The organism is Mycoplasmatota bacterium (genome assembly GCA_018394295.1).
Taxonomy (GTDB): domain Bacteria; phylum Bacillota_I; class Bacilli_A; order Haloplasmatales; family Haloplasmataceae; genus JAENYC01.
On the sequence record CP074573.1, the window covers coordinates 153,689 to 178,154 of the forward strand.

The following is a 24,466-nucleotide window of genomic DNA, read 5'->3' on the forward strand; positions in this document are numbered from 1 at the left end:
GAGGGAAGTAACGTGATATTAACAATTACCTATGAAAAACAAAACGCAAGTGATTTGGGTTATCTTTTACATAAGAACCCGTATCGACCACAATCGGTTGATATTAGTAAAGGAAGAGCCTATATATTTTATCCTGAAATAAGTGATACATCGTGTACTATGTCAATGTTGTTAGACATTAACTCAGTGAATTTAGTTCGTAAATCAAAAAACAGTATTTTTGATTATGTAAATGACAGACCTTATACATCTTCGTCATTTTTAAGTGTCGCAATTGCTAAAGTTTTTAGTACTGCATTATCAGGAATATGTCAAAAGCGACCTGAACTAGTGGATGAAGAAGTACCGATACAAGCATCATTAACCATGGTACCTTGTAAAGGTGGAAAGAAAATAATTTATGATTTTTTCGCATCAGAACCTTTAAAGTACCAAGTGGAGGTTGAAGAATTTTTATTAGATGAAAATCATCCACATTGGGGTAAAGGGAATTACTACAACATCACAATTAAAAAGAAAACCACTATTAAAGAAGTTCTAAGACATATTTATATATTAGTTCCATCACTTGATATAGACAAGCATTATTTTGTGAGTGAGAATGAAATTGATAAGTTAGAACGATATGGAGAACCATGGATTCAGAGTCATCCTTTTAAAGAAGAAATTATATCAAGATATATGATTAAAATGAAGAGTTTATATAATCAGGCAGTAAAAAGATTGTTTGAAGACAGTGATGAAAAAGAAGAGGAACAAGATATTGAGAAATTAAATAAAAAATTAAAACTAAATAAACTAAGAATGAATGCAGTAGTAGAAGCAATTTTAAACACTAATGCAAGTAAAATTATCGATTTAGGTTGTGGTGAAGGTAAATTAATTGGAAAAATAATTAATAATAATCGTATAAACAAAATTACGGGTGTAGATATATCCTATTCTCAATTAGAACGAGCTAAACAAAGATTAAAATTAGATGAATTAGCACCTAACAGAAGAGATAAGGTGAAACTTATTCAAGGATCATTAACTTATATTGATGAACGATTTCTAGGTTATGACCTAGCAACTTTAATCGAAGTGATTGAACATATAGATTATGATCGTTTATGGATGTTAGAAAAGAATATATTTGAAAATGCAAGACCAAAATTCGTTATCGTTACAACACCAAATAAAGAGTATAACGAATATTATGGCATGAAAGAATCTAATTTAAGGCATCCTGATCACAGATTTGAATGGAGTAGAAATGAATTTGAAACTTGGTGTCTAAGGATGGCCAAAGAATATAGATATGATGTCACGTTTAAAGAAATTGGTGAAACCATTGATCAAATTGGTGCTCCAACACAAATGGGGGTGTTCGCACTATGCAAATAAAAGTACCTGATTTATCGTTAGTTGTGTTAATAGGTGCTTCGTCTTCAGGAAAGACTACGTTCTCAAAAGCACATTTTAATAGTAGTGAAGTTGTCTCATCTGATTATTGTAGAATGATTTTATCAGATGATGAAAATAATCAATCAGTTAATCAAGAAGCATTTGATTTATTACATACGATTGTAGATAAGCGTTTGAAATTAGGACGATTAACAGTTGTTGATGCTACTAATATTCAAAAATCAGCTAGAAAAAAACTCATTTCGATTGCTAAGAATAATGACTGTTTTCCGGTAGCGATTGTTTTAAATTTACCCGTAGCTCTTTTAAAAGAAAGAAATAGAGAACGAGAAGATCGCCAGATTGGTCAGTATGTTATAAAGCACCATGCTGATGAGGTTAGAAGAAGTATTCGTCATTTAAAACAAGAGGGGTTCCGGTTTATCTATGTTATTAAATCGTTAGAAGAATTAGAATTAGTGACAATTGAGCGGAAGAAGTCATGGAATAATAAAAAAGATGAAAAAGGTCCTTTTGATATTATAGGAGATGTACATGGTTGCTATGACGAACTGATTGAATTATTGACTCGACTAAACTATAAAGTTGAAACTGATTATACCAAAAAATATGGTGTAAAAATCACGGCACCGGAAAATAGAAGGTTAATTTTCCTTGGTGATTTAAATGACCGAGGACCGAAATCTGTAGAAACATTTAAATTAGTCATGACATGTGTTGAAGAAAAAATCGCCTTTTTCATTCCAGGTAATCATGAAATAAAACTCTTAAGGAAATTAAGTGGTAAAAATGTTTCTATTAATCATGGCCTTGATAGTACATTAAAACAATTAAAAAAAGAAACAGATGAATTTAAAGAGAAGCTACAAATATTTATTGATCAATCGGTAAGTCACTATGTACTAGATGATGGTAAATTAGTCGTAGCACATGCTGGTTTACCAGAACATTATCATGGACGAACATCGGGTAGAGTTCGAAGTTTTTCTATATTCGGTGATGTTACTGGAGAAAAGGATGAAGAGGGACTGCCAATTAGAAATGATTGGACCAGCGATTATCGTGGAGATGCTGTCGTAGTCTATGGACATGTCCCTCAAAAAAAGGTTTATCAATCCAATAATACCTTTTGTATTGATACCGGCTGTGTTTTTGGTGGAGAATTAACAGCCTTACGATATCCTGAATTAGAATGTGTAAGTGTTTTAGCTAATGACATTTACTGTGATGATAATGTTAATTTTAAGAATGATCAAGCTATTCGAATAGATAAGAATTTAATTTATGCTAAAGATGTTCTGGGTAATAAGGTGATTTATACTCGTTTATTAAATCAGATAAAGTTAAAAGAAGAAAACAACATAGCAGCCTTTGAAACAATGAGTCGTTTTGCTATTAATCCTAATTGGCTTGTTTATTTACCTCCAACAATGTCACCATCTGAAACCTCAAAAGATGATGCATACCTTGAGTATCCAACTGAAGCCTTTAATTATTACTTTAGTAATGGGATAGAAGAAATCGTATGTGAAGAAAAACATATGGGATCAAGAGCTATTATTGTTCTTTGTAAAAATCAAGCAACTGCGAAAGAAAAGTTTAATGCGATGAATGGAGAAATTGGTATTTGTTATACGCGAACAGGACGAAATTTCTTCAATGACCGCAGTCTTGAACAAGATTTCTTAAACAAAGTTAAAGGTATATTAGACAAGACAAATTTTTGGGATGATTTCAATACAGACTGGGTAGTATTGGATAATGAATTAATGCCATGGTCCATAAAGGCACAACATCTTATACATGATCAATATGCTCCTATAGGATTAGCAGGGAAAGTATCTTTGAAAAAGGCGAATGAATTATTAGAACAAGTCAAGGATGTACAAAATCAATATATTATGAATAACAAAAATGGAGGAGCTAGTTCTTTTGATATTAATCAATTGATAGAAAAAACAAAAGAGCGATATACAAAAATAAATAACTACATTAAAGCCTATCAAAATTATTGTTGGGATGTTGTAAGTATTGATGACTTGAAATTAGCTCCATTTCACATATTAGCAACTGAAGGTTTTGTTCATGCTGATAAAAATCATATCTGGCATATGAAAACAATTGAACAGTATTTTGATACTAAAGATTCCATTATTAAAAGAACTAATTATATTATAGTAAAAAATAACGAAGCAAGTATTCAAAAAGGAATCGATTGGTGGTTAGACCTTACTAAACAAGGTGGAGAAGGAATGGTCGTTAAACCAAAAGAGTTTATTAATTATGGCAAGAAAGGACCTCTCCAACCAGCCATTAAATGTAGAGGTAAAGAATATTTAAGAATAATTTATGGACCAGAATATGATTTCAAAGAAAACCTAGATACACTTAAAAAGCGTGGACTGAGTAAAAAGAGATCAATGGCAATTAAAGAATTCTCATTAGGATTAGAAGCATTAAAACGTTTTGTTCAAGGAGAACCATTATATCGAATACATGAGTGTGTATTTGGTGTTTTATCGATGGAAAGTGATGCTGTTGATCCAAGATTATAAAGTATATAAGAATTTAAATTCATTTTATAGATTATGGGAGAATGGTAGTAAATATATGATTTCTGAAATTAGAATTATTCCGATGAGCTCAAAAGATGATGATATGAAGAACAAGAGTACCATTGAGGTACAACACGACTTCTTTATGACAACTTTAATGAATAGAGCTAGAGGTAAGTATTATTATAAAACCAGAATAAAAGCTATACCTAATTCACTTTTTCTATTTCAATATAAAGGACAAATTATAGCTTCAGCTAACTTAATTAGTATTGATGAAGATAATATAAAATCTCCATATAAAGGTGCATTTTTGTTAAAGAAAGACAGTATCAAAATATTTAATCCTATTACATCTGATAAATTTAAAAAATAGTTAAAGAATTTAAAGGATTTAATCAATCCAAGCAAAAAATAGATACAAAGTATCTTATAGCTTTACTTACTCTAATAAGAAGTAAAATCTATAAATTTGTTCCTGAAGATCTTAATGAGGTTGGCAGTTTAAAAGAAGGCGCAAAAAAGCAAATAATTGTTAATAAAAATGAAAGAAACTTAAGTGCAAGAGAGGAATGTATTAAATTTTACGGCGCAAAATGTCAAATATGTGGATTTGATTTTGGATCTTTTTATGGAAAAGATTTTGAAGGAAAAATTCACGTACATCATAAAAAGCCAATTTCACAAATAAATGAAGAATATGAAGTAAATCCGATAAATGATTTAATACCCGTTTGTCCTAATTGTCACTTAATTATTCATAGCAAAACTGGCGAATCATTTTCTATTAATGAAGTTAAAGAATTTATTAATATTACCAAAGGTACTAGTAATTAATGTACGTATATCAGATTTACGAGACAGGTCTTTTAAAAATCTATTTAATAGATATAAAACTAGATGAATCCTTAAAAATAACTAATATTTCTAAATTCATATAAATTTAAATTATAAAGAACTTATTAATTTAGGAGAAGTATAAAAAGATGAATGTAAATAAAAACATGACGAAGATAAAAATTGTTAGAAAAATAGAATATGTAGATAAACTAAGAAAATACAAAGTAATATTGGATGATAGTTATATAGGGGATATTAATTCTGGTGAAATAAAGAATTTTGAAGTCATCCCAGGTAGGCATACAATTTATTTGAAGATTGATTGGTGTAGAAGTAATAAAATAGATTTTTATGTTTCGGAGAATGAAGTTATTAAATTTGATTGTGGTAGTTCTATCAGAGGATGGAGAATACTGATAAATCTTATTTATATAACTTTTCTAAAAAATAAGTATTTATGGATAAAAATAAAAGATAAAATCAGTTAATAACATTATTGTTTAATGCTTAAATAAAGAAATTACTTATACTTAATAAAAGAATATTATCAAAGTTATTCAGAGTAGAAGCAAAGAAGATTACTAAAATAAAGGAATCAAATTTTTAGGCTTTGGTTTTTACTAATAAGAGACTTTGTGGCAAATTTTATATTTTAATGGATAGAAAAAAGTATCATGAATAAAAAATTCATAATACTTTTTCCTTTTATAAATTAATATTTTAAATTTTCTAATGCTTCTTTAGCAACATTTTGTTCAGCTTCTTTTTTTCTTTTACCCGAACCACTCCCCATTAATTCACCGTCAATATATACATTAATTTCAAATGTCTTATTATGATCTGGACCATATTCTTTTAGGACTCTATATTCTATATATTTTTGTGGGAACTTTTCTTGCAACCAATTTTTATAGTAATAATTTACTTCTTCATTTGTATTAAATAGGCTATCAAACATATCTCTAGATATATTTTGTACTTTTTGTTTATTAGTAATATTATTAATTGCATCTCTAGCAGCTTTTCTTTCTGCTAGAATTCTTCTTTTACCAGAACCACTACCCATCTTTTTATTGTCAACATATACATCAACATAAAAAGTTTTATTATGGTCTAAACCTTCTTCATTTATAAGCTTATATTCTATTTCTTTATCGTAAATCATAAAATTTAATTCCTGTTTAGAATTATCAATTAAGTTTGCTTTATCAAAAATACTTGTCCTTGAAGTTTTATCATTATCTTTTTCATAAAGTGTTTTTTGATTCTGAATAACATGTGTGTTTTTTTGCAATGCATCTTTCGCAGCATTTTGTTCAGCATCTTTTTTTCTTTTACCCGAACCACTCCCAATTTTTACATCATTAATATAAATATCAACATAGAATGTTTTATCATGATCGAATCCACTTTCTTTTACAAGTATATATTCTATAGGACTTTGAGGGTATTTTTCTTGAAGTTCATTCTTATAACTATATTCATTATTACTAGCATAGGGTAATAACTTATTAACTAAAAAATTAAATACGTAATCGAAGCCTGAATCTAAGTATATAGCGCCAATTAAGGCTTCAAATGCATCCCCTAATATTGAATGATTATTAGGGTTTACACCATTTCCAACAAGTATATATTTATTTATTTCTAGTAATATAGCATAATTATAATTAGCGTTTTTATCAACATAATTTTCTTTTAATTTTGTCATATCTCCTTCAGTTGAAGTTTCATCATTGTTATATAAATAAGTTCTAACAACATTTTCTAATACAGAATCGCCTAAAAATTCTAATCGTTCATTACTTTCATTAATATAATTTTCATACGAATAAGATGAATGAGTAAATGCTGTTTTTAATAAAGATTTGTTTTTAAATGATAGATTATGTTTTTTACAAAACTCATTAAGTAATTCTTCATAATTAAATATGTCTTTCATATTAAGCTCTCCTCATAAATAAGTTTTTCATTAATTTAATAAATAAAAATCAATTATTTCAATGCATATAAAAGCATATGAATAATTGATTTAAATGGAAAATGATAATAATAAATTACTATAATTAAAGTACACTGAAAAAAGTACTTAAGATTAATTTCTTATAACGTACTAATTAATTATAGAATTTAGAATTAATCAATATATAGTACGTAATAGTCATCAATAATTCTGATGAATCACTTATATTTTCAACTTAAAATAAGTAACACTTGGCAAATGATTGCGTTATTTCGCGCGTTATAACGCAATCATTTGCCAAATAACATTTATAATATTTTGAAAATATATCTAATTGATCAAAATGAGTGATCATTAAGACGTATTATATGAACCTTAAATCAAAAAAAGTGTTAGATCCAATTATCAACCTCCTTGAACTTGTTTAGTAATATGAATTTCTAAATGTTATAGAAACAAAAGAAATAATAATTACACTTCAATGATAACGCTATCATTCAATAATAGCAAGGTTATTTATCTATATTTAGTTTTTTTACATGCTTATAAATTCTACTTTGTTAAGCAGGTCACATGTCAGTTATAGTTGCATTACATGGGAAAAAGAAACATGAGATAGAAGGAACTCCGTTGCGAGAAACTCATTATTTTGATGTAGAAAAATGTAAAACGTGTCCATTTAAAGAAGAATGTTGATATAAAGAAGGACAAGATAGTAAATCTTTATTAGAGTTGACAATTTAAGCGATTAATGTTGAAAGTGTCATAAATTCAATAATGGTAAATAATGTAAATATTGAGTAGATGGTAGAACTTGTCCAAGGTATCATAAATAATATATTTAGGTAAATAAAACCACCAATTAACTGTAATGAGCGGTAAAGTTGGTGGTTTTTGTATTTATACGGTTAGCTCACAAAAAGGTATCAAATAGAACAACCATTTATTTGTCTAACTGAATAAATTTTCTTTTTGATAATGAATAATTTTAACTGTATCCACTTGTCTATGTAATGAATTAATTGTGGAAATTGAGTTTTTTATTTTTAACAATTTAAATGCTTTTTAGACTACTGGTATTTCATTTATCTTCTTATCTAGTATATCTGAAAATGAACATATTTCATGGGTAAAGTCAAAAATATGTAATCTCTGCGAAAAAAAGTGAAAAACGTTTACAGTCATTTACCCCCTTTACAACAGTTTTAAATTAAAGTATAATGATAAAAATATTTTTTCGACAATATTCGACATTAATATTTCTTAATTAAGATGAACTAAATAGAGTTAAAACAAGCAGAACTAGATTAACTAAAATAGCTATTAAACTTGTAAAAACAGGAAGAGAAATTTATTAAAAGTTTAGTGTCCCTTTCCATACAGGGACTCATTTAAACAGGTTGTGGAAAACCTAAAAGAAATATCATCTTCCTTTTTCTATACCCAAAATATCATTTTGATAAATACTTTATAGGAAAAAATGTTGGAAAAGCTCATTTGTGGTTTAAATAGAAGAATTAATTAGTGAAAGGTATAAAAATCGAATCATTTTCAGAAAAATGATTCTAAATTATAACTTACATGATTAAGTGTCATCCTATAAAGTTTAATCGTGTTGTCTTCAGATTTAATACTTATTAATTTGATTAAATCTTCACAGAGTAATTCATATTAAGTATTGATTCTTAAAAGTTAAATAAATAGTAAAGTTAACAAAATTTAGTTGTGAGGAGAAGTGAGTATGAGTAAATACTATTTGAAAAAGGTCTTATCATCTATACTTACAGTGTTTATTATAGTAACAGTCGTTTTCTTTATGTTACGAATGATTCCAGGTGGACCATTTACAAGAGAAAAACCTTTACCACCTGCTACTCAAGAAAGACTGGAAAAAGCTTATGGATTGGATAAACCGATTATTGAACAATATTTTCATTATATGGGAAATTTAATGAAAGGTGACTTAGGGGTATCTTTTAATGATCCAGCTTACTCAGTTAATCAATTGCTTAAAGAAGGAATACCTCAAACTGCAAAGGTAGGAGTACTAGCAGTTATAGTAATTATAGCTGTCGGTATACCTATAGGAATAATCTCAGCTCTTAAATCAAATTCAGCAATTGATTACGGTACAATGATTTTAGCTACATTAGGTATAACCGTACCGAGTTTTGTTATTGGATCCTTATTTATATTGTTAGCTCAGCATGTTGAGTGGATACCTGTTGGAGGAATTGATAAACCAGTTGCTTATATAGGTCCTGTTATTGCTTTATCTGGTTACTCGTTAGCATTTGTGACAAGACTTACAAGATCAAGCATGCTTGAAGTTGTCAGACAAGATTATATTAGAACGGCAAGAGCAAATGGATTATCTAATTTTAAAGTCATTGGCAAACATGCCCTTAAAAATGGATTAATTCCTGTTGTAACGTATATTGGTCCAATGATTGCTGCATTATTAACAGGTTCATTTGTTGTTGAGAAAATATTCGTAATTAATGGTATTGGTAGATATTTTACAGAATCTGTTAGTGGTCGTGACTATACTCTAGTAATTGGAGTAACTGTTTTCTATGCAATATTTTATATAATAATGGTATTTTTGGTTGATATAATTTATTCAATTATTGACCCTCGAATTAAAGTTTCTTAGTAAGGAGGAGACAACAATATGACAGAACATGATTATTCTTTTGTTGAAAACAATGAAAAAATGGATAAAGAACAAATTAGACGAAGTCTAACTTATTGGCAAGATGTATGGCGACGATTGAAAAAAAATAAATTAGCATTGGTTGGATTAATTGGTGTAATATTTATATTATTATTTTCTACTGTTGGTCCTTTGATGGTAAATCATACATATAGTGAACAAAATAATAAATTTTATAATATTCCACCTAGAATTAAAATATACCATGTTCACGATGATTTATATGTTTATCTATCAAAAATGTACCATTTAATAATTGTAAGTGAAGATGGTGAACTATTGGGTACAATGCAAAACAGAGATGCTATTAAAGATAATATAAATAAAGTTTACATTTATCGATTGTTTAATGAAGAAAATGAGGTAATAGAATCAGTAACAATTGATTATTCGTATAAAGTCGATCCTTCAAAAGCAGATGAGGGAATTGAATACAGTGTAATTTATGATGGAGTAGAAAATAAAACACCTTATAAAACCGTATGGAATAAAACATTCTTACTTGGTACTGATGAACTAGGTAGAGATATATTATCACGATTAATGTACGGTATGGGGATTTCACTTATAATCGCAGTTATAGCTGCAATTATAAATGTGTTAATTGGTGTGTTATATGGTAGTATTTCAGGTTACTTAGGTGGACGAGCAGACAATATTATGATGAGAATTGTAGATATTATCAACTCAATTCCATTACTACTTTATGTAATATTATTGATGGTAGTGCTAAAAGACAGTTGGTTCGAAAGGAAAATTCTAATTGAAATTTTGCATTTAAATGGAGGTCTAGGTACTATTATAATTGCACTAATTAGTGTTTATTGGGTAGGAATGGCACGTTTGGTTCGAGGTCAAAATTTAAGTCTAAAAGAACAAGAATATGTACTAGCTGCTAAAACAATGGGAGTTTCTAATTTCAGAATAATTACTAAACATTTAATACCAAACACTTTAGGACCAATCATTGTAACATTAACAATGATGATTCCAACTGCTGTATTTACTGAAGCCTTTTTAAGTTTTATTGGTTTAGGTATCTCTGCTCCAAAGGCATCTTTAGGTACACTTGCAAACACTGGTGCTGATTTGATGCAAAAATATCCTTATCAACTAATAATTCCATCAATAGCAATTGCAACTATGATGTTATCATTTAACTTCTTAGGTGATGGTCTACGTGATGCATTAGATCCAAGATTGAGAAAAGGCTAGGTGAGTAGAATGTCTAAAAAAATAATTGAAATAAAAGATTTAGAAACATCATTTTTCACTCACTTGGGTGAAGTAAAAGCTGTTAGAGGAGTTAGTTATGATTTAGAAGAAGGCCAAGTATTAGGTATAGTTGGTGAATCTGGTTCTGGTAAATCAGTAACTTCTTTATCAATCATGAGACTTATTGATAAACCAGGAAAGATTAAGTCTGGAAAAATTATTTTTAATGGAAAAGTAATTTCAAGTCAGGAAGAAGTTTTAAATAAACAACTTAAACAAATAAAACAAAAATACAAAGAAGAATTGAAGAACCTAAAAATGTCTTTTAAAGTGGATAAAAATAAAGAGAAATATATAAATGATAAACAAATAGTAATAGAGAAATATAGTAATTTAGTAGAAGAAATCAAAGAAAAAATCAGATTAGATGTTTCAGAAAAAGATATGACTAATTATCGTGGTGAAGAAATCGCAATGATTTTCCAAGATCCAATGACTTCATTAAACCCTGTTTTTACAATACAAAATCAAATGATTGAAGTTATTAGAAAGCATGTTAGGATTACAAAAGAACGAGCATTAGAAGAAGCTAAATTAATTAATAATCCTATAATAAGAAAAAGACAAATTAAGATGATTGAATCAGGAAAACTAAGAAAATTAAATAAACGTGAAGCTTATGAGAGAGCTATTGAATATTTAAATTTAGTTGGAATTCCAGAACCTGAAACTAGAATTAACCAATACCCACATCAATTTTCCGGTGGGATGAGACAACGTGCACTTATAGCTCTTGCATTATCATGTGAACCAAAGTTATTAATTGCTGATGAACCGACAACAGCATTAGATGTAACCATCCAAGCTCAAATACTGGAATTATTAAAAAAATTACAAAAGGAAACCGGTACATCAATAATATTTATAACACATGATTTAGGAGTAATTGCAGAGTTATGTACAAATGTCGTAGTTATGTATGGTGGGATGTTAATGGAAAGAGGTACTGTAGATGAGATATTCTACTCTCCACAACATCCTTATACGAGAGGATTACATCAATCTATTCCAAAAGACATAGTAGGACAAAGGGAAAGATTAAGACCAATCGAAGGTTCACCACCTGATCTATTAAACCCACCAAAAGGATGTCCGTTTAGTTCAAGATGTCCACATGCTATGAAAGTATGTTTAGAGAAATCTGCTCCACTTTATAAAGTTTCTGATACACAAGCATCATCATGTTGGTTATTAGACAAAGATGCTCCTCAAGTAGAAGACTTTAAGAAGGCAAGGGGGACAGTGGAATGAATATAGAACAAAAACCATTATTAGAAATCAAAAATCTGAAGAAACATTTTTCGATAAAGAAAACTTTTTTTGGTAAAACAATTAAAGCAGTACATGCAGTAGATGATATTAGCTTTACTATTAATAAAGGTGAAACTTTCGGTCTAGTTGGTGAGTCTGGTTGTGGGAAATCTACTACTGGTAGAACAATTATAAAATTGTATGAAAATACTGAAGGTGAAGTTTTTCTTGATGGTGAAAAAATTTCTGTAGGAATTGAAGGATTAAGAAAAAAACTAAAACTTGAAAGAAAAAAACTAAGAACTGAATTAGGGTCCTTAATAGAAAGAAAACAATCAATCAATGAAAATGAATACCAAGCAGAACATACTAAAATAAAAGATAATTTTAAAAAGAATGTAAAAGCTATTAAAAAGCAAATAAAAGAAGGTAAGATCATTAATAAAAGAACTAAAAATTCTTGTAAAAAAATTCAAATGATTTTCCAAGACCCATACGCTTCTCTAAATCCAAGGATGACCGTTACGGAAATTATTGGAGAAGGTATTGATACACATAAACTTTTATTTGGAAAAGAGAAACAAGAAAGAATTTATAGTTTGCTTGAAAAAGTTGGTTTAAAACGTGAACATGCCTCACGTTATCCACATGAGTTTTCTGGCGGTCAACGTCAACGAATAGGTATTGCAAGGGCTTTAGCAATAAATCCAGAAATAATAATATGCGATGAGCCTATATCTGCTTTAGATGTTTCTATACAAGCACAAGTTGTTAATATGTTAGAAGACTTACAAAAAGATTATGGAATAACTTATTTATTCATTGCTCACGATTTATCAATGGTTAAATATATAAGTGATAGAATCGGAGTTATGTATTTAGGTAAGATGATGGAAATAGCAGAGAGTGATCCATTATATGAAAATCCTCTACACCCTTATACTAAGGCATTACTATCATCAATACCACTTCCAGATCCTAAAGCAAATAGAGTAAATAAACGAATTACCTTAAAGGGCGATGTTCCAAGTCCTATTAACCCTAAACCTGGATGTAGATTTGCTGCTAGATGTAAATATGCAAAAGCAAAATGTAAAGAAGTTGATCCTGTGTTAACTGAAGTATTACCAAAAAGATTAGTGGCTTGTCATTATGTTAAAGAAATTAATGGTTTAGAGTAACTTATTTGGATATAAATTCTATTTAATTAGATTTATATAAGTAACAATTCGAAAATTAAAAGGGAGGAATTTAAAGTGAAGAAATTATTATTATTATTAGTTGCATGTGCATTATTTGTTGGAATTTCAGGTTGTGAAAAAGAACAAAGTAATGATGATGCAGTATTTAACTGGAATATTGGTGCTGATCCTAAAACATTAGATCCAGGTCTAAATGGGGCTAGTGATGGTGGAGACGTAATTAATAATACGTTTGAAGGGCTTGTTAGAGAAAAAGAGGGTGAAGTTTTACCAGGTATAGCAGAAAGTTGGGTTACATCATCAGATGGTTTAACAGTAACATTCACAATTAGAGAAGATGCTAAGTGGAGTGATGGTACATCAATTACTGCAGATGATTTTGTTCGTTCTTGGTTAAGAGGAATGGACCCAAGAAACGCTAGTGAGTATTCTTGGTTATGGGATTATACTAATGTAGTAGGTGTAATGGATTTCGTTAATTCAAAATCTGAAGTTGATTCTGAATTAGATGCCTTAGCGGCCGCTGTAGGTATTAAATCTTTAGAAAATGGTAAAAAGTTTGAAGTTAAATTAACTACTCCAACTAACTGGTTTGTTAGTTTAATGTCATTCTATCATTTTATGCCAGTACCTGAAACTGCTACTATTGAGGGTAATGGTGCTTGGGCAAAAAATCCAGAAAAGGCAATTTCAAATGGTCCTTTCAAATTAGTTGAGTATACTAAAGGAAAAGGATTAAAACTTGTGAAAAATGAAAATTACTGGAATGCTGACGCAGTTAAAATTGATGTGATTAATGGATCTTTTATTGATAAAGAAACTACAGCATTTGCAAAATACTATGCTGGTGAATTAGATTTTATCCCATCAGTACCAACTTCAGAAGTTCCAGCATTAATCGCTGAATCAGATGAGTTCCATATTTTCCCATTATTAGGTACATATTACATTAACTTTAATTTATCAGGATGTACGATAGGTGGAAATAGAGATGTTGGAGATAGAGACAACACATTATGGTGTAATGCTAAATTAAGAGAATCATTAGCATTAGCAATTGATCGTGAAGCTTTAACTGAAGCATTAGGAGCAGGGCAAGTTCCAGCTGCAGGATTTATCTCTCCAGGATTCTCAGATAATGAAGGTAACGATTTCTTTGAGACTAGCAAAGATGATTCAAGTATTGTTACTGATGATAGTAAATACTCAGAAGCTGTAACATTATTTTCAGAGGCAGCTACTGAATTAGGAATGACAGTAGAAGAATTAAAAACTGTATTATCTACTAAAGAATACAGATACAACACATCTGAAAGTCATAAAAAAGTTGCAGAATTAGTTCAAGAAAACTGGAAAACTAATTTAGGTTTTGAAATTCAATTGGCTAATGAAGAATGGGCGTTATTCCAAACTGATAGAACAAATGGTAATTTTGACTTAGCTCGTGGTGGATGGTTAACAGACTTTATGGATCCATCTGGTATGTTAGGTATCTTCGTACAAGGTGTAGCATATAACGATGCTGATTACGATAATCCGCAATACGAAGCTAAAATAGAAGCTGCAAAAACTGCAACAACTGCAGCAGCTCATTTCCAAGCATTATATGAAGCACATGAAATCTTTATGGAAGATATGCCTGTAATTCCACTATATCACTATAATGATTCAATCTATGTAAAATCATATGTAACTGGTTGGTCAAGAAGTGTATTAGGTTCAATTGACTTCTCAACTGCAGAAGTTAGCAAGTAATTTAGGTACTTTGTAAAGTAGTGTGGGTAGAAAATATCCAATAAAATTAAGGATTAAGCAATTCATTTTGCTTGGTCCTTTTTTCATTTTACATATACTTTGTGTAATAAGTATTCTAGCCTTGAAATGGTATCATTTAATAAAAGAAATAATATTAATATATATAAATATATTTAGCTACTGCTTTAATCTATACAGCTTTACACAGATAATATGAACGGTAATTTGAGCCCTAATGAATTGATTTGTACATAAATGGAGAATTTGAATTAAAAGAAGTTCTAAGAAAATTATATTATACCATTTATGGTATAGGTAAGACATTGCCATTAATAAATGATTTGAAAAACCTTATCCTAAAAGAACAGCCCTAATTGATGAATTGAGTAATCTTATCCACAAAATAGATTTAGATAAAAATGATTAAGATAGAATAGAACCCGATTTCAATTAATGGAGGACGGGTTATTTTTATGTTTGAAATATAAAATGATTGTTTTAGATAATAAAGTAACTCTAATGAAATCATTAGTATTTACTATAACACTCAATATTAATAAATTTCATATTATATATTGGGAGGTAAAAGAAGTGACTTATTTAAATAGAAATAATGATCACATTTATTCAATTCCCTATCCTATTCAACCTAGATTTTATATGCCATATGAAATTGATTGGAGATATTTTGATCCTTATTACTCAAATCCAGAAGTAATAAAACAGATGATAGAGTCTATGGAAAAGGATATAAAGGTAGATACTGATGATATATTGGATGAAAAAGAAAAAGAAATAAGAACATTAACAACTGCAATTTATGACCTGAATAATAAAGTAAAAACTTATGTTTTAGATGGGAAAACAAAAGAGGAAATTAAAGAAGAAGTTGGGCTAACTAATGAATTTGTTCAAGAGGCATTAAAACTTGAACTTCAAGCAAAAGATTTAAATATATATGTAAATCTACTTGCTGATGTTTTTGGAATAATTGTTACAGTATTTAGTAAATTCTTACCAAAACTTTTTGACTATTTTAATTTTATAACATCTAAAGCGGCAACCTTATCTACTGATAATATATTAGATAGTGCAACTGTATTAAGAGAATTAGCAGAAGATAAAGCAAGAAGAGCTTATATAAAAATGAAACTACTAGGAAAAGATGAAGAGTGTAAAAAGAAATTAGAAGAAAAGGATAAAAAAATAGATGAGTTAAAAGAAAAAATAAAAGAATTAGAAGAGAAACTAAAAAAAAAACTCAAATAGAGTATGAAAAAAAAGAAATTTCAGATGATGAATACACTATTGCAGAATTAATAGAATACAAAGGAAAAGAGTATAAATTTGATGATGCTGACGTTTTTGTTATAAAAATATACTTCAAATTATATAATAATGGTGATATTGAGTTTACACCAGAATTTGAATACCTTGAAAATGAAGAAAAATGGGATTATTTTAAAGTTAATTTAACAGTAAATATAGATAATTGTTATATGGAAGATAATCGATATAAATTGAGGGTAATTTTTAACTATAGTTGGGATGGTTATAAACCTGATTGGGAATCTTCTTATAGTGGAAATAAAACAAAAGTAGAGGAAATATCTTTACTAGATGAATATGATTATGAACTAAGTCATCCTATATATGATTATCTTAATAAATTAGTAATAGATAAAAGTAAGGGTAAAAATCAAAGTTATGAGTTTTTAAAATAACAAGGAGTTAAAAAAACAAATGAAAAATCAAAAGACACATTAATGATTGATCTTTAGAACAATATGAAAGTAATGAATTAAACCCCAATTGAGTTAGGTACTCAAATGGGGTTTAAATATATACATCTATTTCAGAATAAGTGTTATATTGAATTAACTAATTGTATCAATTAATATATTATTTCTCATATTAAAAATTACTCCTGATATAAAGTAAGATTTTTGCTTACGCCTTTACATTTCGCGAATAATAATGCATTAAAGGCGCTATACACTGGGTAATTAAGATCAAAAACATCATGACCTGTATATATTAATACATATGACTCTCCCGAATCTTTGCCCTTTATAGAAGTTTCCCAAAAATCGCTATAACCCTCAAAAGTGTAACTATAATGAAAATTTATTCTATAGCTTGCTTTAGATTTATCATTAATGTTACAATCATTTATACTTATTTTTAAGTGAACATACTGATTGTCAAAATCGGTAGCATTTAATTCAGGATCTTCTTGAACTTCAATTTCTCCAGTATTATATAAAACAAAAATTACACTAAAGGATAAAGTCCGTGTATAATCCTTATATTTAGCGTGCGCTGGTGCTTTTATTTCTTTAGTAAAATCCCAACTAGTTGTATTAATTACTCTTTTTTCTATTCCCTCATTCCTAACATTATATATAATCTCATTGTCTTCTTGTAACTTCTTGCTAATATATGTTTTATAGTAAGTAGGATTTATAAATGGTTGTGTATAAGTAACCTGTTTTGGTATCATTTGATAATCATAATGTATAATGTATGGAGTTGAATGATAATTTTTCATAAAGTTTCTTAAAAAATAGTACAATGAATATCACCTCCTGTTGTATAATATGTTGTTTTATAACCTAGAGTACAGTTCTAAAAGAGTAACTTACTTAATCTTATAAAAGTCCAAATATTGAGACCTTTCACCCTTTAGCACATAGTTTTCTTTGTTGATTCTAATTTCTTTACTTTTTGAGTTGATTATATAGAAGGCATCAAATAAGAAGGTTCAAGGATTATTTACATATATAAATAATTATGCTAGTATTGATAGAAGTATTTTCTATATTTCACTGTATGGAACTAGAATTAAAATTGGAAGGGGATAATATGAAAAAAAATCAAGAAAAATTATTGAAGTAGCATTTATTATTGTTTTTTTACTCGGGGTATATTTATCAATTTCTTCACCACATTATATTGATGGTACTTCTTCATTAGAGAAAACAATAATTGTTCCATTGATGGGATTGCCAAAAACGATTCAAGGTATATCTCTAGCACTTATAGGAGGAATTGGAATAATAAAATTAAAAAGCATTTTTACTTCAAAAATATATATTGGATTTTTCTTATTACTGGTGATTTTAGGGTTGTGTTTATATTTAAATGCACCAACATATAAAGGTAATCTTCTTGATTCTAATTTGAATGACATAGAGATTATTGAGTCAATATTTAGTTCTACAATAATTTCGCTAAGAGGATTTATTTTTGTTTTGGTTGGAGGGTTAGGCATAATAAGTTATTTAAAAGACTAAAATTAGATGTAAAGAAATGTCAACATAAATGTTCCAATTTAAGTTGACAATAGTTGTAACATGGATACTTTTTTTAAAAATATTTATCAACATGAGCGTGACGATACATAATATTCTTGTACATAATGACCAATATTAAGTAAATATAATTATAGAATTAAGAGCTTCTGTAGTTTATAATAGAACTATAGGAGTTTTTGTTTATATATAAATAACTGTAACACTAAAAGAAGTGAAAATGTCTAAAATGGACCTAGGCCCGAGAGAGGATTCCCACCTTACTAGACTTATATAATATTGGAGTGGATAAATCATGTATTGTCCATATTGTAGTAATGAATTAAATAAGGTAAATGATCAATATTATTGTCAGACTGGAGACTGTTACTTTTCTATTAATATTAGTCAAGAGTTTGAAAAGAATACTAATAGTAAACAGAATTTAGATATTTTTCTCGTTTAAAAATGTAAGTTAATCATCAGTATTTAACTTGAACACAACAAAAATTATTAGAGAAGGAGCATATATGTGATAGAGATTAATAACTTAAAAAAAATTTATGGTTCTCAAAATAATACAAAAGTTATTGCAATAAATGATTTAAATTTGAACTTTGACAGTCGTGGATTAGTTTTTATAGTTGGAAGATCAGGAAGTGGTAAATCTACATTACTTAATCTATTAGGTGGACTAGATAATTATGATAATGGTGAAATAAGAATAAAAGGTATCTCAACAAAAGATTTTACACAAAGCGAACTAGACTTATATCGTAATAGAAACATAGGCTTTATTTTTCAAGAGTATAACCTATTAAATGAACTTAATGTTTATCAAAATATTGCTTTAGCCTTTGATATAAAAGGTATTAAGGTAGATTATTCTTTAATTGATTCAATACTAGAACAAGTCGGATTAGTAAACTTTGGAAAGAGAATGCCAAATGAATTATCTACAGGACAAAAGCAACGTGTTGCAATTGCACGAGCCCTTATTAAGTCACCAGATATTATTTTAGCAGATGAACCAACTGGTGCTTTGGATTCAGTGACAGGAACAAACTTGATTAATTTGTTAAAAGAGTTATCAAAAGAAAAACTAGTTATTGTAGTTAGCCATGATCGTTCGTTAGCTGATGAATATGGTGATCGAATTATTGAATTATCAGATGGGAGGCTAATTGGTGATTTTAATAAACAAAAATATGACAAGGAAAATACAAAAATAAATCTTTATTCGTCCACTAAAGATTTAAAAAAATATAAAGTATCTTATAAATTTTCCTTGCTCATGGCAGTTCTAAATTTTAAAAGAAAAAAGTTACGGTTTACTTTCGCTATAATGCTATCGACATTTGCATTTATTTTATTTGGAGTCATTGATACAACTAGATATTCTAAAGCTGATACGACATTAAAGTCATTTTATGATTCAGGTATAGATTACGTTAGTCTTAAAAAGACTTATTCAAGAACTGAAAATGATGAATTCTATACTATGAGTTCAAAAATATCAAATAGGGATATTAATGTGTTAGCTGAGAAATTTCCCAATTATCAATTTATTCCAGCTTTTGATCAATATAATGATGAATATCAGCAAACTTATTGTTATGAACAGCCTAGAGGTGGAGAAAAAGTATATTTTAACGGTGAAATTACAGGGACTGTAGAAATGAATAATTCATTCATTGAAGATTATAATCTAAAATTATTAGCGGGTAAATTTCCCGAGAAAAATAGTGAGGATAATGAAATTCTAATAACAGAATATACCTTTCAACATTTTAAAAAGTTTGGCTATAAAAATAGTGGAAATAAAATTGAAATCACAAACTATCAAGATATGCTTGGTAAGCAAATGATTCTGCGAGATAAACAATTTGTGATAACAGGTGTCATTAATACTCATTTTAATTTTGATAGGTATAATGTATTACTAAAAAAGAATCTCGTATTAGATGACTATATTGATTTAATAAATGAAATGAATGAATATGTAACTACAGGTCGACATAGTGTCATTTTTGTAAGGGATGGTTACTATAATGATAATTTAAATCCGATATATACAGGGTTAACTGATAATGCCCTTACAATGATATTTAATAAAGATGAATCTGGCAAAGATGTTGGAGCCAAATTCTTTTCAGTTTCAAAATTAGATAATTTAGATCAAGTGACTCTGTGGGAAGATGAAATTGAAAAAACAGAGTTAGCTGATAATGAAGTGTTAATTCCAATATCATCTATACCTACAACTCAAATAATTGTTAATATGCAAACATTTTCTGAATTAATATACCAAACTTCTAACATATTGATTAATGAGTTTACTGAATTGCACTTTAAAGAAATACAAATGGAATTTGAAAATGAGTATGGATCAGGAAGTCCAATAGATTATGCAAATTTTATAAGAAGAGGTTATGGTAACCCGTTTCACGAAGGTTTTGACAAGGATTATTTTAAGTCAGAAGCTGTGAAAAAGGTGTTAAATGAGATATTTTTTGACTTATTAAAATCTGTAGAGTTATTTAATTTTGAAAATAATTATGGACAATATAATTTTGAAGAAAACGTGAAAGTTGTGGGCTTTTATGGTACCACTGACAATTCTTCTTCATTTAATTTACCTATAATAGTTTCAGATAAATTGTTCAATGATTTTATTGAAGCCTCAGAGGGGGATTTTAATTTTGTATTTACTAAACTGACACACAATCCAAATGAGGATATTGAATTAGTTAAATACAATAATGAAACAGGTGTAGGAGTAAGATATCATATTGTCAATGAAGTAACATATGTGATTAAACAAGTCTCTTCTTGGTTAGAAATATTTTCTCGAATATCTTTTTACTTAGGGATTGGTCTTGCACTTTTTTCTATAGTGCTGTTTTTTAACTTTATTTCCACTAGTATTTCTAACAGAAAAAAAGAAATTGGAATTATTCGCGCTTTAGGTTCAACAGGAAAAGATATTTTTAGAATTTTTATCTGTGAAAGTGTAATCATAGCAATGGTTATTTTCGTTCTATCTTTAGTTGGAACGTACTCAATAAGTGTTTACTCTAATTACTTTTTAAGAAATAAATATTGTCTTATACTTACCCTATCATCGTTTAAACTACGACAAGTAATCTTATTAATAGCTTTAAGTATTTCTGTAGCGATAGTATCAACATATATACCAATAAAGAGATTTTCAAAACAAAAACCTATTGATGTAATTAATAATATGTAATTCTTTATAAGAGTACATCAATATCGGTTTCTTACAGTTATTTAGTAACATTAACCTGTATACTGATTTTTGGATTGTGTTTATATTTAAATGCACCAACATATAAAGGTAATCTTCTAGATTCTAATTTGAATGACATAGAGATTATTGAGTCAATATTTAGTTCTACAATAATTTCACTAAGAGGATTTATTTTTGTTTTAGTTGGAGGGTTGGGCATAATAAGTTATTTAAAAAATTAAAATTGAATACAAAGATATGTCAGTATTTATGTTCCAATTTAGATTGACAATAGTTGCACAGTTCATTTTAAAAAATATATCTACATATGGACGAGGAGACATAATATCCTTGTATATGGTGATCAATTATAGAATTAAATGCTCCTGCAGTTTATAATAGAACTACAGGAGTTTTTATTTACATATAAAAATAATCCTTTATTACATCAAAAGTATCGAAAACAGCTAAAATAGTTATGAGTTTGGAGTGGGTTAAATGTATTGTCCTTATTGTAGTAATGAATTAAGGTAAATGATCAATATTATTGTCAGACGGGAGACTGTTACTTTTCTATTAATATTAGTCAAGAGTTTGAAAAGATAACTAATAGTAATTACAAAAATGATAACTTAAAAGATTATGGTAATTTTTTTTGTGTTAAATGTGGAAAACAAATGTTAAAGAATGATGAAATTGAATATTGTGTTGACTGTTCATTTGAAATTAATAAAAGTTTAAATTTTAGAATTACTGAATTTGCTCCACATAAATGTTTAGTACTTAATATAAAAGATTTATATAAATGGATTATAGGTAAAGAATTAAAAAATATCACAATAATAAAAGAAAAACAAATTACTGAACAGTCTGGTTACATTAATCTTTTTACTAGTGACTTAGTTGGGAGAATTACATTAAATAGTAATGGTTTTGTAGATAAAAAAATTATATCAGCTGATACAAGTAAACAAGTTTACTATGATGTTTCGATTTATTATGAAATAAATAAATTTTTTGAATCAATTAATAATTTTATTACTTACTTAGATGAGTGAAATAATACTTTAATATGGTAAGTAGTAATTTTTTTTAGAACTGCAAGTTATTGTTAACAGAAAAAGTTAGAAAAATTAAACAGTTTTGCGTAGAGTCTAATTTATAATAAGTGTGAGCAGATTTACTACTATAGAATAAATTTTGTTTTATATAATGAAATATCATAAAAAAAATCAAAAGTTAGTTGAGGAATTATTTTATACTATTAATATCTAATGATTGGGGTGAAAATATGAGTAATAGGGAGTTAATTAGTAAAGTAACAGATTATGTTGATATCAATTTACTAGATGATATTCATATAGAGGATTTATTATCTATTAGTAACTATAAATTATCACAATTTTATATAATTTTTAATCATGTGACTGGACAGACACCAAAAGAATATATAAGAAATAGACGATTATCATTATCTTGTTATGATCTATTATTTTCTAAGTTAAGTATATTGGATATTGCAATAAAATATAAGTTTTCATCTCAAGAGGCTTATACAAGAGCATTTTCAAAGTTATTCAATATTAATCCAGGGAAATTTAGAAAGAGTAATATAACTAAAGGGATAACTAAAAAAAATGAAGGGGATAAAATTATGGAATATAAATTTCCAAGTGAAAAAATTCTGAGTAATGTTGAGAAAGTAGGATTTTGCGTTGAAGAAGGGAAAATGCCTGAAAATATAACATTTCCAAGTTGTTTAGCCTCAGTTATGAGATACTTAGGTGAAGATTTTCCAAAGATACCACAAACACAAAGCATACCATTTATCGCAAATTATGCATACATACATTTTTTAGGTGTCACTGGTATGGCATATAGTATGCTTTGGAGAGATGGTTGGCACTTAGATAATGTTGATTACATGTTTATAGAAAACCCACTAGAAATTATCAAAAAAGCATTTGATTCTATCGGATATGATTATAAAGTTTTAGTAAAGGACGAGGATGAAGCATCTAAGCAATACTATACTCAAGAAATCATAAAATCTATTAATAGAAATGTCCCAGTTTTAGCCTTCGGAGTAGTAGGTCAAAGTGATTGTTGTATTATAACCGGCTACGATAATATGGGTGATGAGTTAATAGGTTGGAGTTTTTATCAGGATGATCCTAAATATAATGATGACTTAAATTACACTGTAGAAGGGTATTTTCAAAAGAGTAATTGGTATGATAAGACCAAAAGTATAATAATTGTTGGAGAAAAGAATAATCATTTTAATCGTTCATTAGTGACCAAAGATATCTTATTATGGGCTATAAAAGTAATGGAAACAAAATCAATTTATGGTAGAAATAGTGGGATAAATGCGATAGAATCTTGGAAAGATCATTTACTAAATGAGAACTATTTTACAAAAGTAGATGATGAAATCCTAGAAAGAATGTTTTTAAGCCATACACTTGCCACTTTAATGTTTGCAGAGAGCCGTTATTATGGTAGCTTATTTTTACAGAGTATTGCTTCTCAGGATATAAAATTTGAAAATGAATTAACTGAGGCATCTTTCTACTGTAATAAAATTCATAATCTAGTGTATAAAATGTGGGGTATCTGTAACATTGAGTTAAGTGAAGATAATAAAAAGATATTTAAAAATCAAGAGACACGAGAGAAATTTGCGGAAATCTTGGATGAAGCAAAACAACTAGATATAAAAACACTTAACATCTTTAAGCAAATAGTGAAGTAATAATAAAAAAACAAATTATACATCTGGTCCACTAATCTATATACTAATGTTAGTTAGTAGAATAACAGTTAATAGCAATGGTTTTGTAGATAAAGAAATTATTTCAAATGATACGAGCAGGAGAATCGGATGAAAGCATTAATATAATAAATTAGTACTGATGTGGATACTATACGACACGCCCCATCTCCCTTGAATGAA

General features: G+C 28.2%; 18 protein-coding genes. 16 read left to right on the top strand and 2 right to left on the bottom strand.

Annotated elements, in window-relative coordinates:
• Positions 1-12: 12 nt before the first annotated feature.
• From KHQ81_00755 to KHQ81_00775, 5 genes are all read left to right on the top strand, one after another.
• On the top strand, positions 13-1,386 hold the full coding sequence (locus tag KHQ81_00755) for a 3' terminal RNA ribose 2'-O-methyltransferase Hen1 (GenBank protein QVK18279.1): 1,374 nt from the start codon (positions 13-15) through the stop codon (positions 1,384-1,386).
• Positions 1,377-3,962, top strand: a complete 2,586-nt coding sequence (locus tag KHQ81_00760) for a polynucleotide kinase-phosphatase (GenBank protein ID QVK18280.1) — start codon at positions 1,377-1,379, stop codon at positions 3,960-3,962. The genes KHQ81_00755 and KHQ81_00760 overlap by 10 nt, the downstream gene beginning before the upstream one ends.
• Positions 3,963-4,017: 55 nt before the next feature.
• The gene (locus tag KHQ81_00765; protein ID QVK18281.1) at positions 4,018-4,338 is read left to right on the top strand and encodes a hypothetical protein; all 321 of its coding nucleotides are present in this window, start codon (positions 4,018-4,020) and stop codon (positions 4,336-4,338) included.
• Positions 4,335-4,799 carry an HNH endonuclease gene (locus KHQ81_00770; GenBank protein QVK19513.1) on the top strand — a complete coding sequence of 155 codons (465 nt, stop codon included), beginning with the start codon at positions 4,335-4,337 and terminating at the stop codon, positions 4,797-4,799. Before KHQ81_00765 ends, KHQ81_00770 begins: the two co-directional genes overlap by 4 nt.
• A 167-nt stretch (positions 4,800-4,966) precedes the next feature.
• The gene (locus tag KHQ81_00775) at positions 4,967-5,290 is read left to right on the top strand and encodes a hypothetical protein (GenBank protein ID QVK19514.1); all 324 of its coding nucleotides are present in this window, start codon (positions 4,967-4,969) and stop codon (positions 5,288-5,290) included.
• 224 nt (positions 5,291-5,514) lie between these two features.
• On the opposite strand, the gene rnc is transcribed toward KHQ81_00775, so the two are convergent.
• Positions 5,515-6,744: a ribonuclease III gene (gene rnc / locus KHQ81_00780; protein QVK18282.1), complete on the bottom strand. Its 1,230-nt coding sequence runs from the start codon at positions 6,742-6,744 to the stop codon at positions 5,515-5,517.
• A 1,762-nt stretch (positions 6,745-8,506) separates the two neighbouring features.
• Here rnc and KHQ81_00785 point away from each other — a divergent pair.
• From KHQ81_00785 to KHQ81_00815, 7 genes are all read left to right on the top strand, one after another.
• Positions 8,507-9,421, top strand: a complete 915-nt coding sequence (locus KHQ81_00785; protein QVK18283.1) for an ABC transporter permease — start codon at positions 8,507-8,509, stop codon at positions 9,419-9,421.
• A gap of 18 nt (positions 9,422-9,439) precedes the next feature.
• Complete coding sequence (locus KHQ81_00790) at positions 9,440-10,696, top strand: ABC transporter permease (protein ID QVK18284.1); 1,257 nt, start codon at positions 9,440-9,442, stop codon at positions 10,694-10,696.
• Between the two features lie 9 nt (positions 10,697-10,705).
• The gene (locus KHQ81_00795) at positions 10,706-12,007 is read left to right on the top strand and encodes an ATP-binding cassette domain-containing protein (GenBank protein ID QVK18285.1); all 1,302 of its coding nucleotides are present in this window, start codon (positions 10,706-10,708) and stop codon (positions 12,005-12,007) included.
• Positions 12,004-13,188, top strand: coding sequence for an ATP-binding cassette domain-containing protein (locus KHQ81_00800; protein ID QVK18286.1), 1,185 nt, complete (start codon positions 12,004-12,006; stop codon positions 13,186-13,188). Before KHQ81_00795 ends, KHQ81_00800 begins: the two co-directional genes overlap by 4 nt.
• 75 nt (positions 13,189-13,263) lie before the next feature.
• Entirely contained in the window at positions 13,264-14,964 is a 1,701-nt protein-coding gene (locus KHQ81_00805; GenBank protein QVK18287.1) for a peptide ABC transporter substrate-binding protein, read from the top strand.
• Positions 14,965-15,555: 591 nt separating this feature from the next.
• Positions 15,556-16,233: a hypothetical protein gene (locus KHQ81_00810; protein QVK18288.1), complete on the top strand. Its 678-nt coding sequence runs from the start codon at positions 15,556-15,558 to the stop codon at positions 16,231-16,233.
• 230 nt (positions 16,234-16,463) lie between these two features.
• On the top strand, positions 16,464-16,688 hold the full coding sequence (locus KHQ81_00815) for a hypothetical protein (protein ID QVK18289.1): 225 nt from the start codon (positions 16,464-16,466) through the stop codon (positions 16,686-16,688).
• Positions 16,689-16,885: 197 nt separating this feature from the next.
• Here KHQ81_00815 and KHQ81_00820 read toward each other — a convergent pair whose 3' ends face one another.
• Positions 16,886-17,539: a hypothetical protein gene (locus KHQ81_00820; protein QVK18290.1), complete on the bottom strand. Its 654-nt coding sequence runs from the start codon at positions 17,537-17,539 to the stop codon at positions 16,886-16,888.
• Positions 17,540-17,963: 424 nt separating this feature from the next.
• On the opposite strand from KHQ81_00820, the gene KHQ81_00825 reads away from it, so the two are divergent.
• The 4 genes from KHQ81_00825 to KHQ81_00840 all read left to right on the top strand — a co-directional run bounded on the left by KHQ81_00825 (position 17,964) and on the right by KHQ81_00840 (position 24,265).
• Entirely contained in the window at positions 17,964-18,260 is a 297-nt protein-coding gene (locus KHQ81_00825; GenBank protein ID QVK18291.1) for a hypothetical protein, read from the top strand.
• A gap of 529 nt (positions 18,261-18,789) precedes the next feature.
• The gene (locus KHQ81_00830) at positions 18,790-21,507 is read left to right on the top strand and encodes an ATP-binding cassette domain-containing protein (GenBank protein QVK18292.1); all 2,718 of its coding nucleotides are present in this window, start codon (positions 18,790-18,792) and stop codon (positions 21,505-21,507) included.
• Between the two features lie 677 nt (positions 21,508-22,184).
• Positions 22,185-22,565 carry a hypothetical protein gene (locus KHQ81_00835; GenBank protein ID QVK18293.1) on the top strand — a complete coding sequence of 127 codons (381 nt, stop codon included), beginning with the start codon at positions 22,185-22,187 and terminating at the stop codon, positions 22,563-22,565.
• A 233-nt stretch (positions 22,566-22,798) separates the two neighbouring features.
• Positions 22,799-24,265, top strand: coding sequence for a helix-turn-helix domain-containing protein (locus KHQ81_00840; GenBank protein QVK18294.1), 1,467 nt, complete (start codon positions 22,799-22,801; stop codon positions 24,263-24,265).
• The last annotated feature ends 201 nt before the right edge of the window (positions 24,266-24,466 follow it).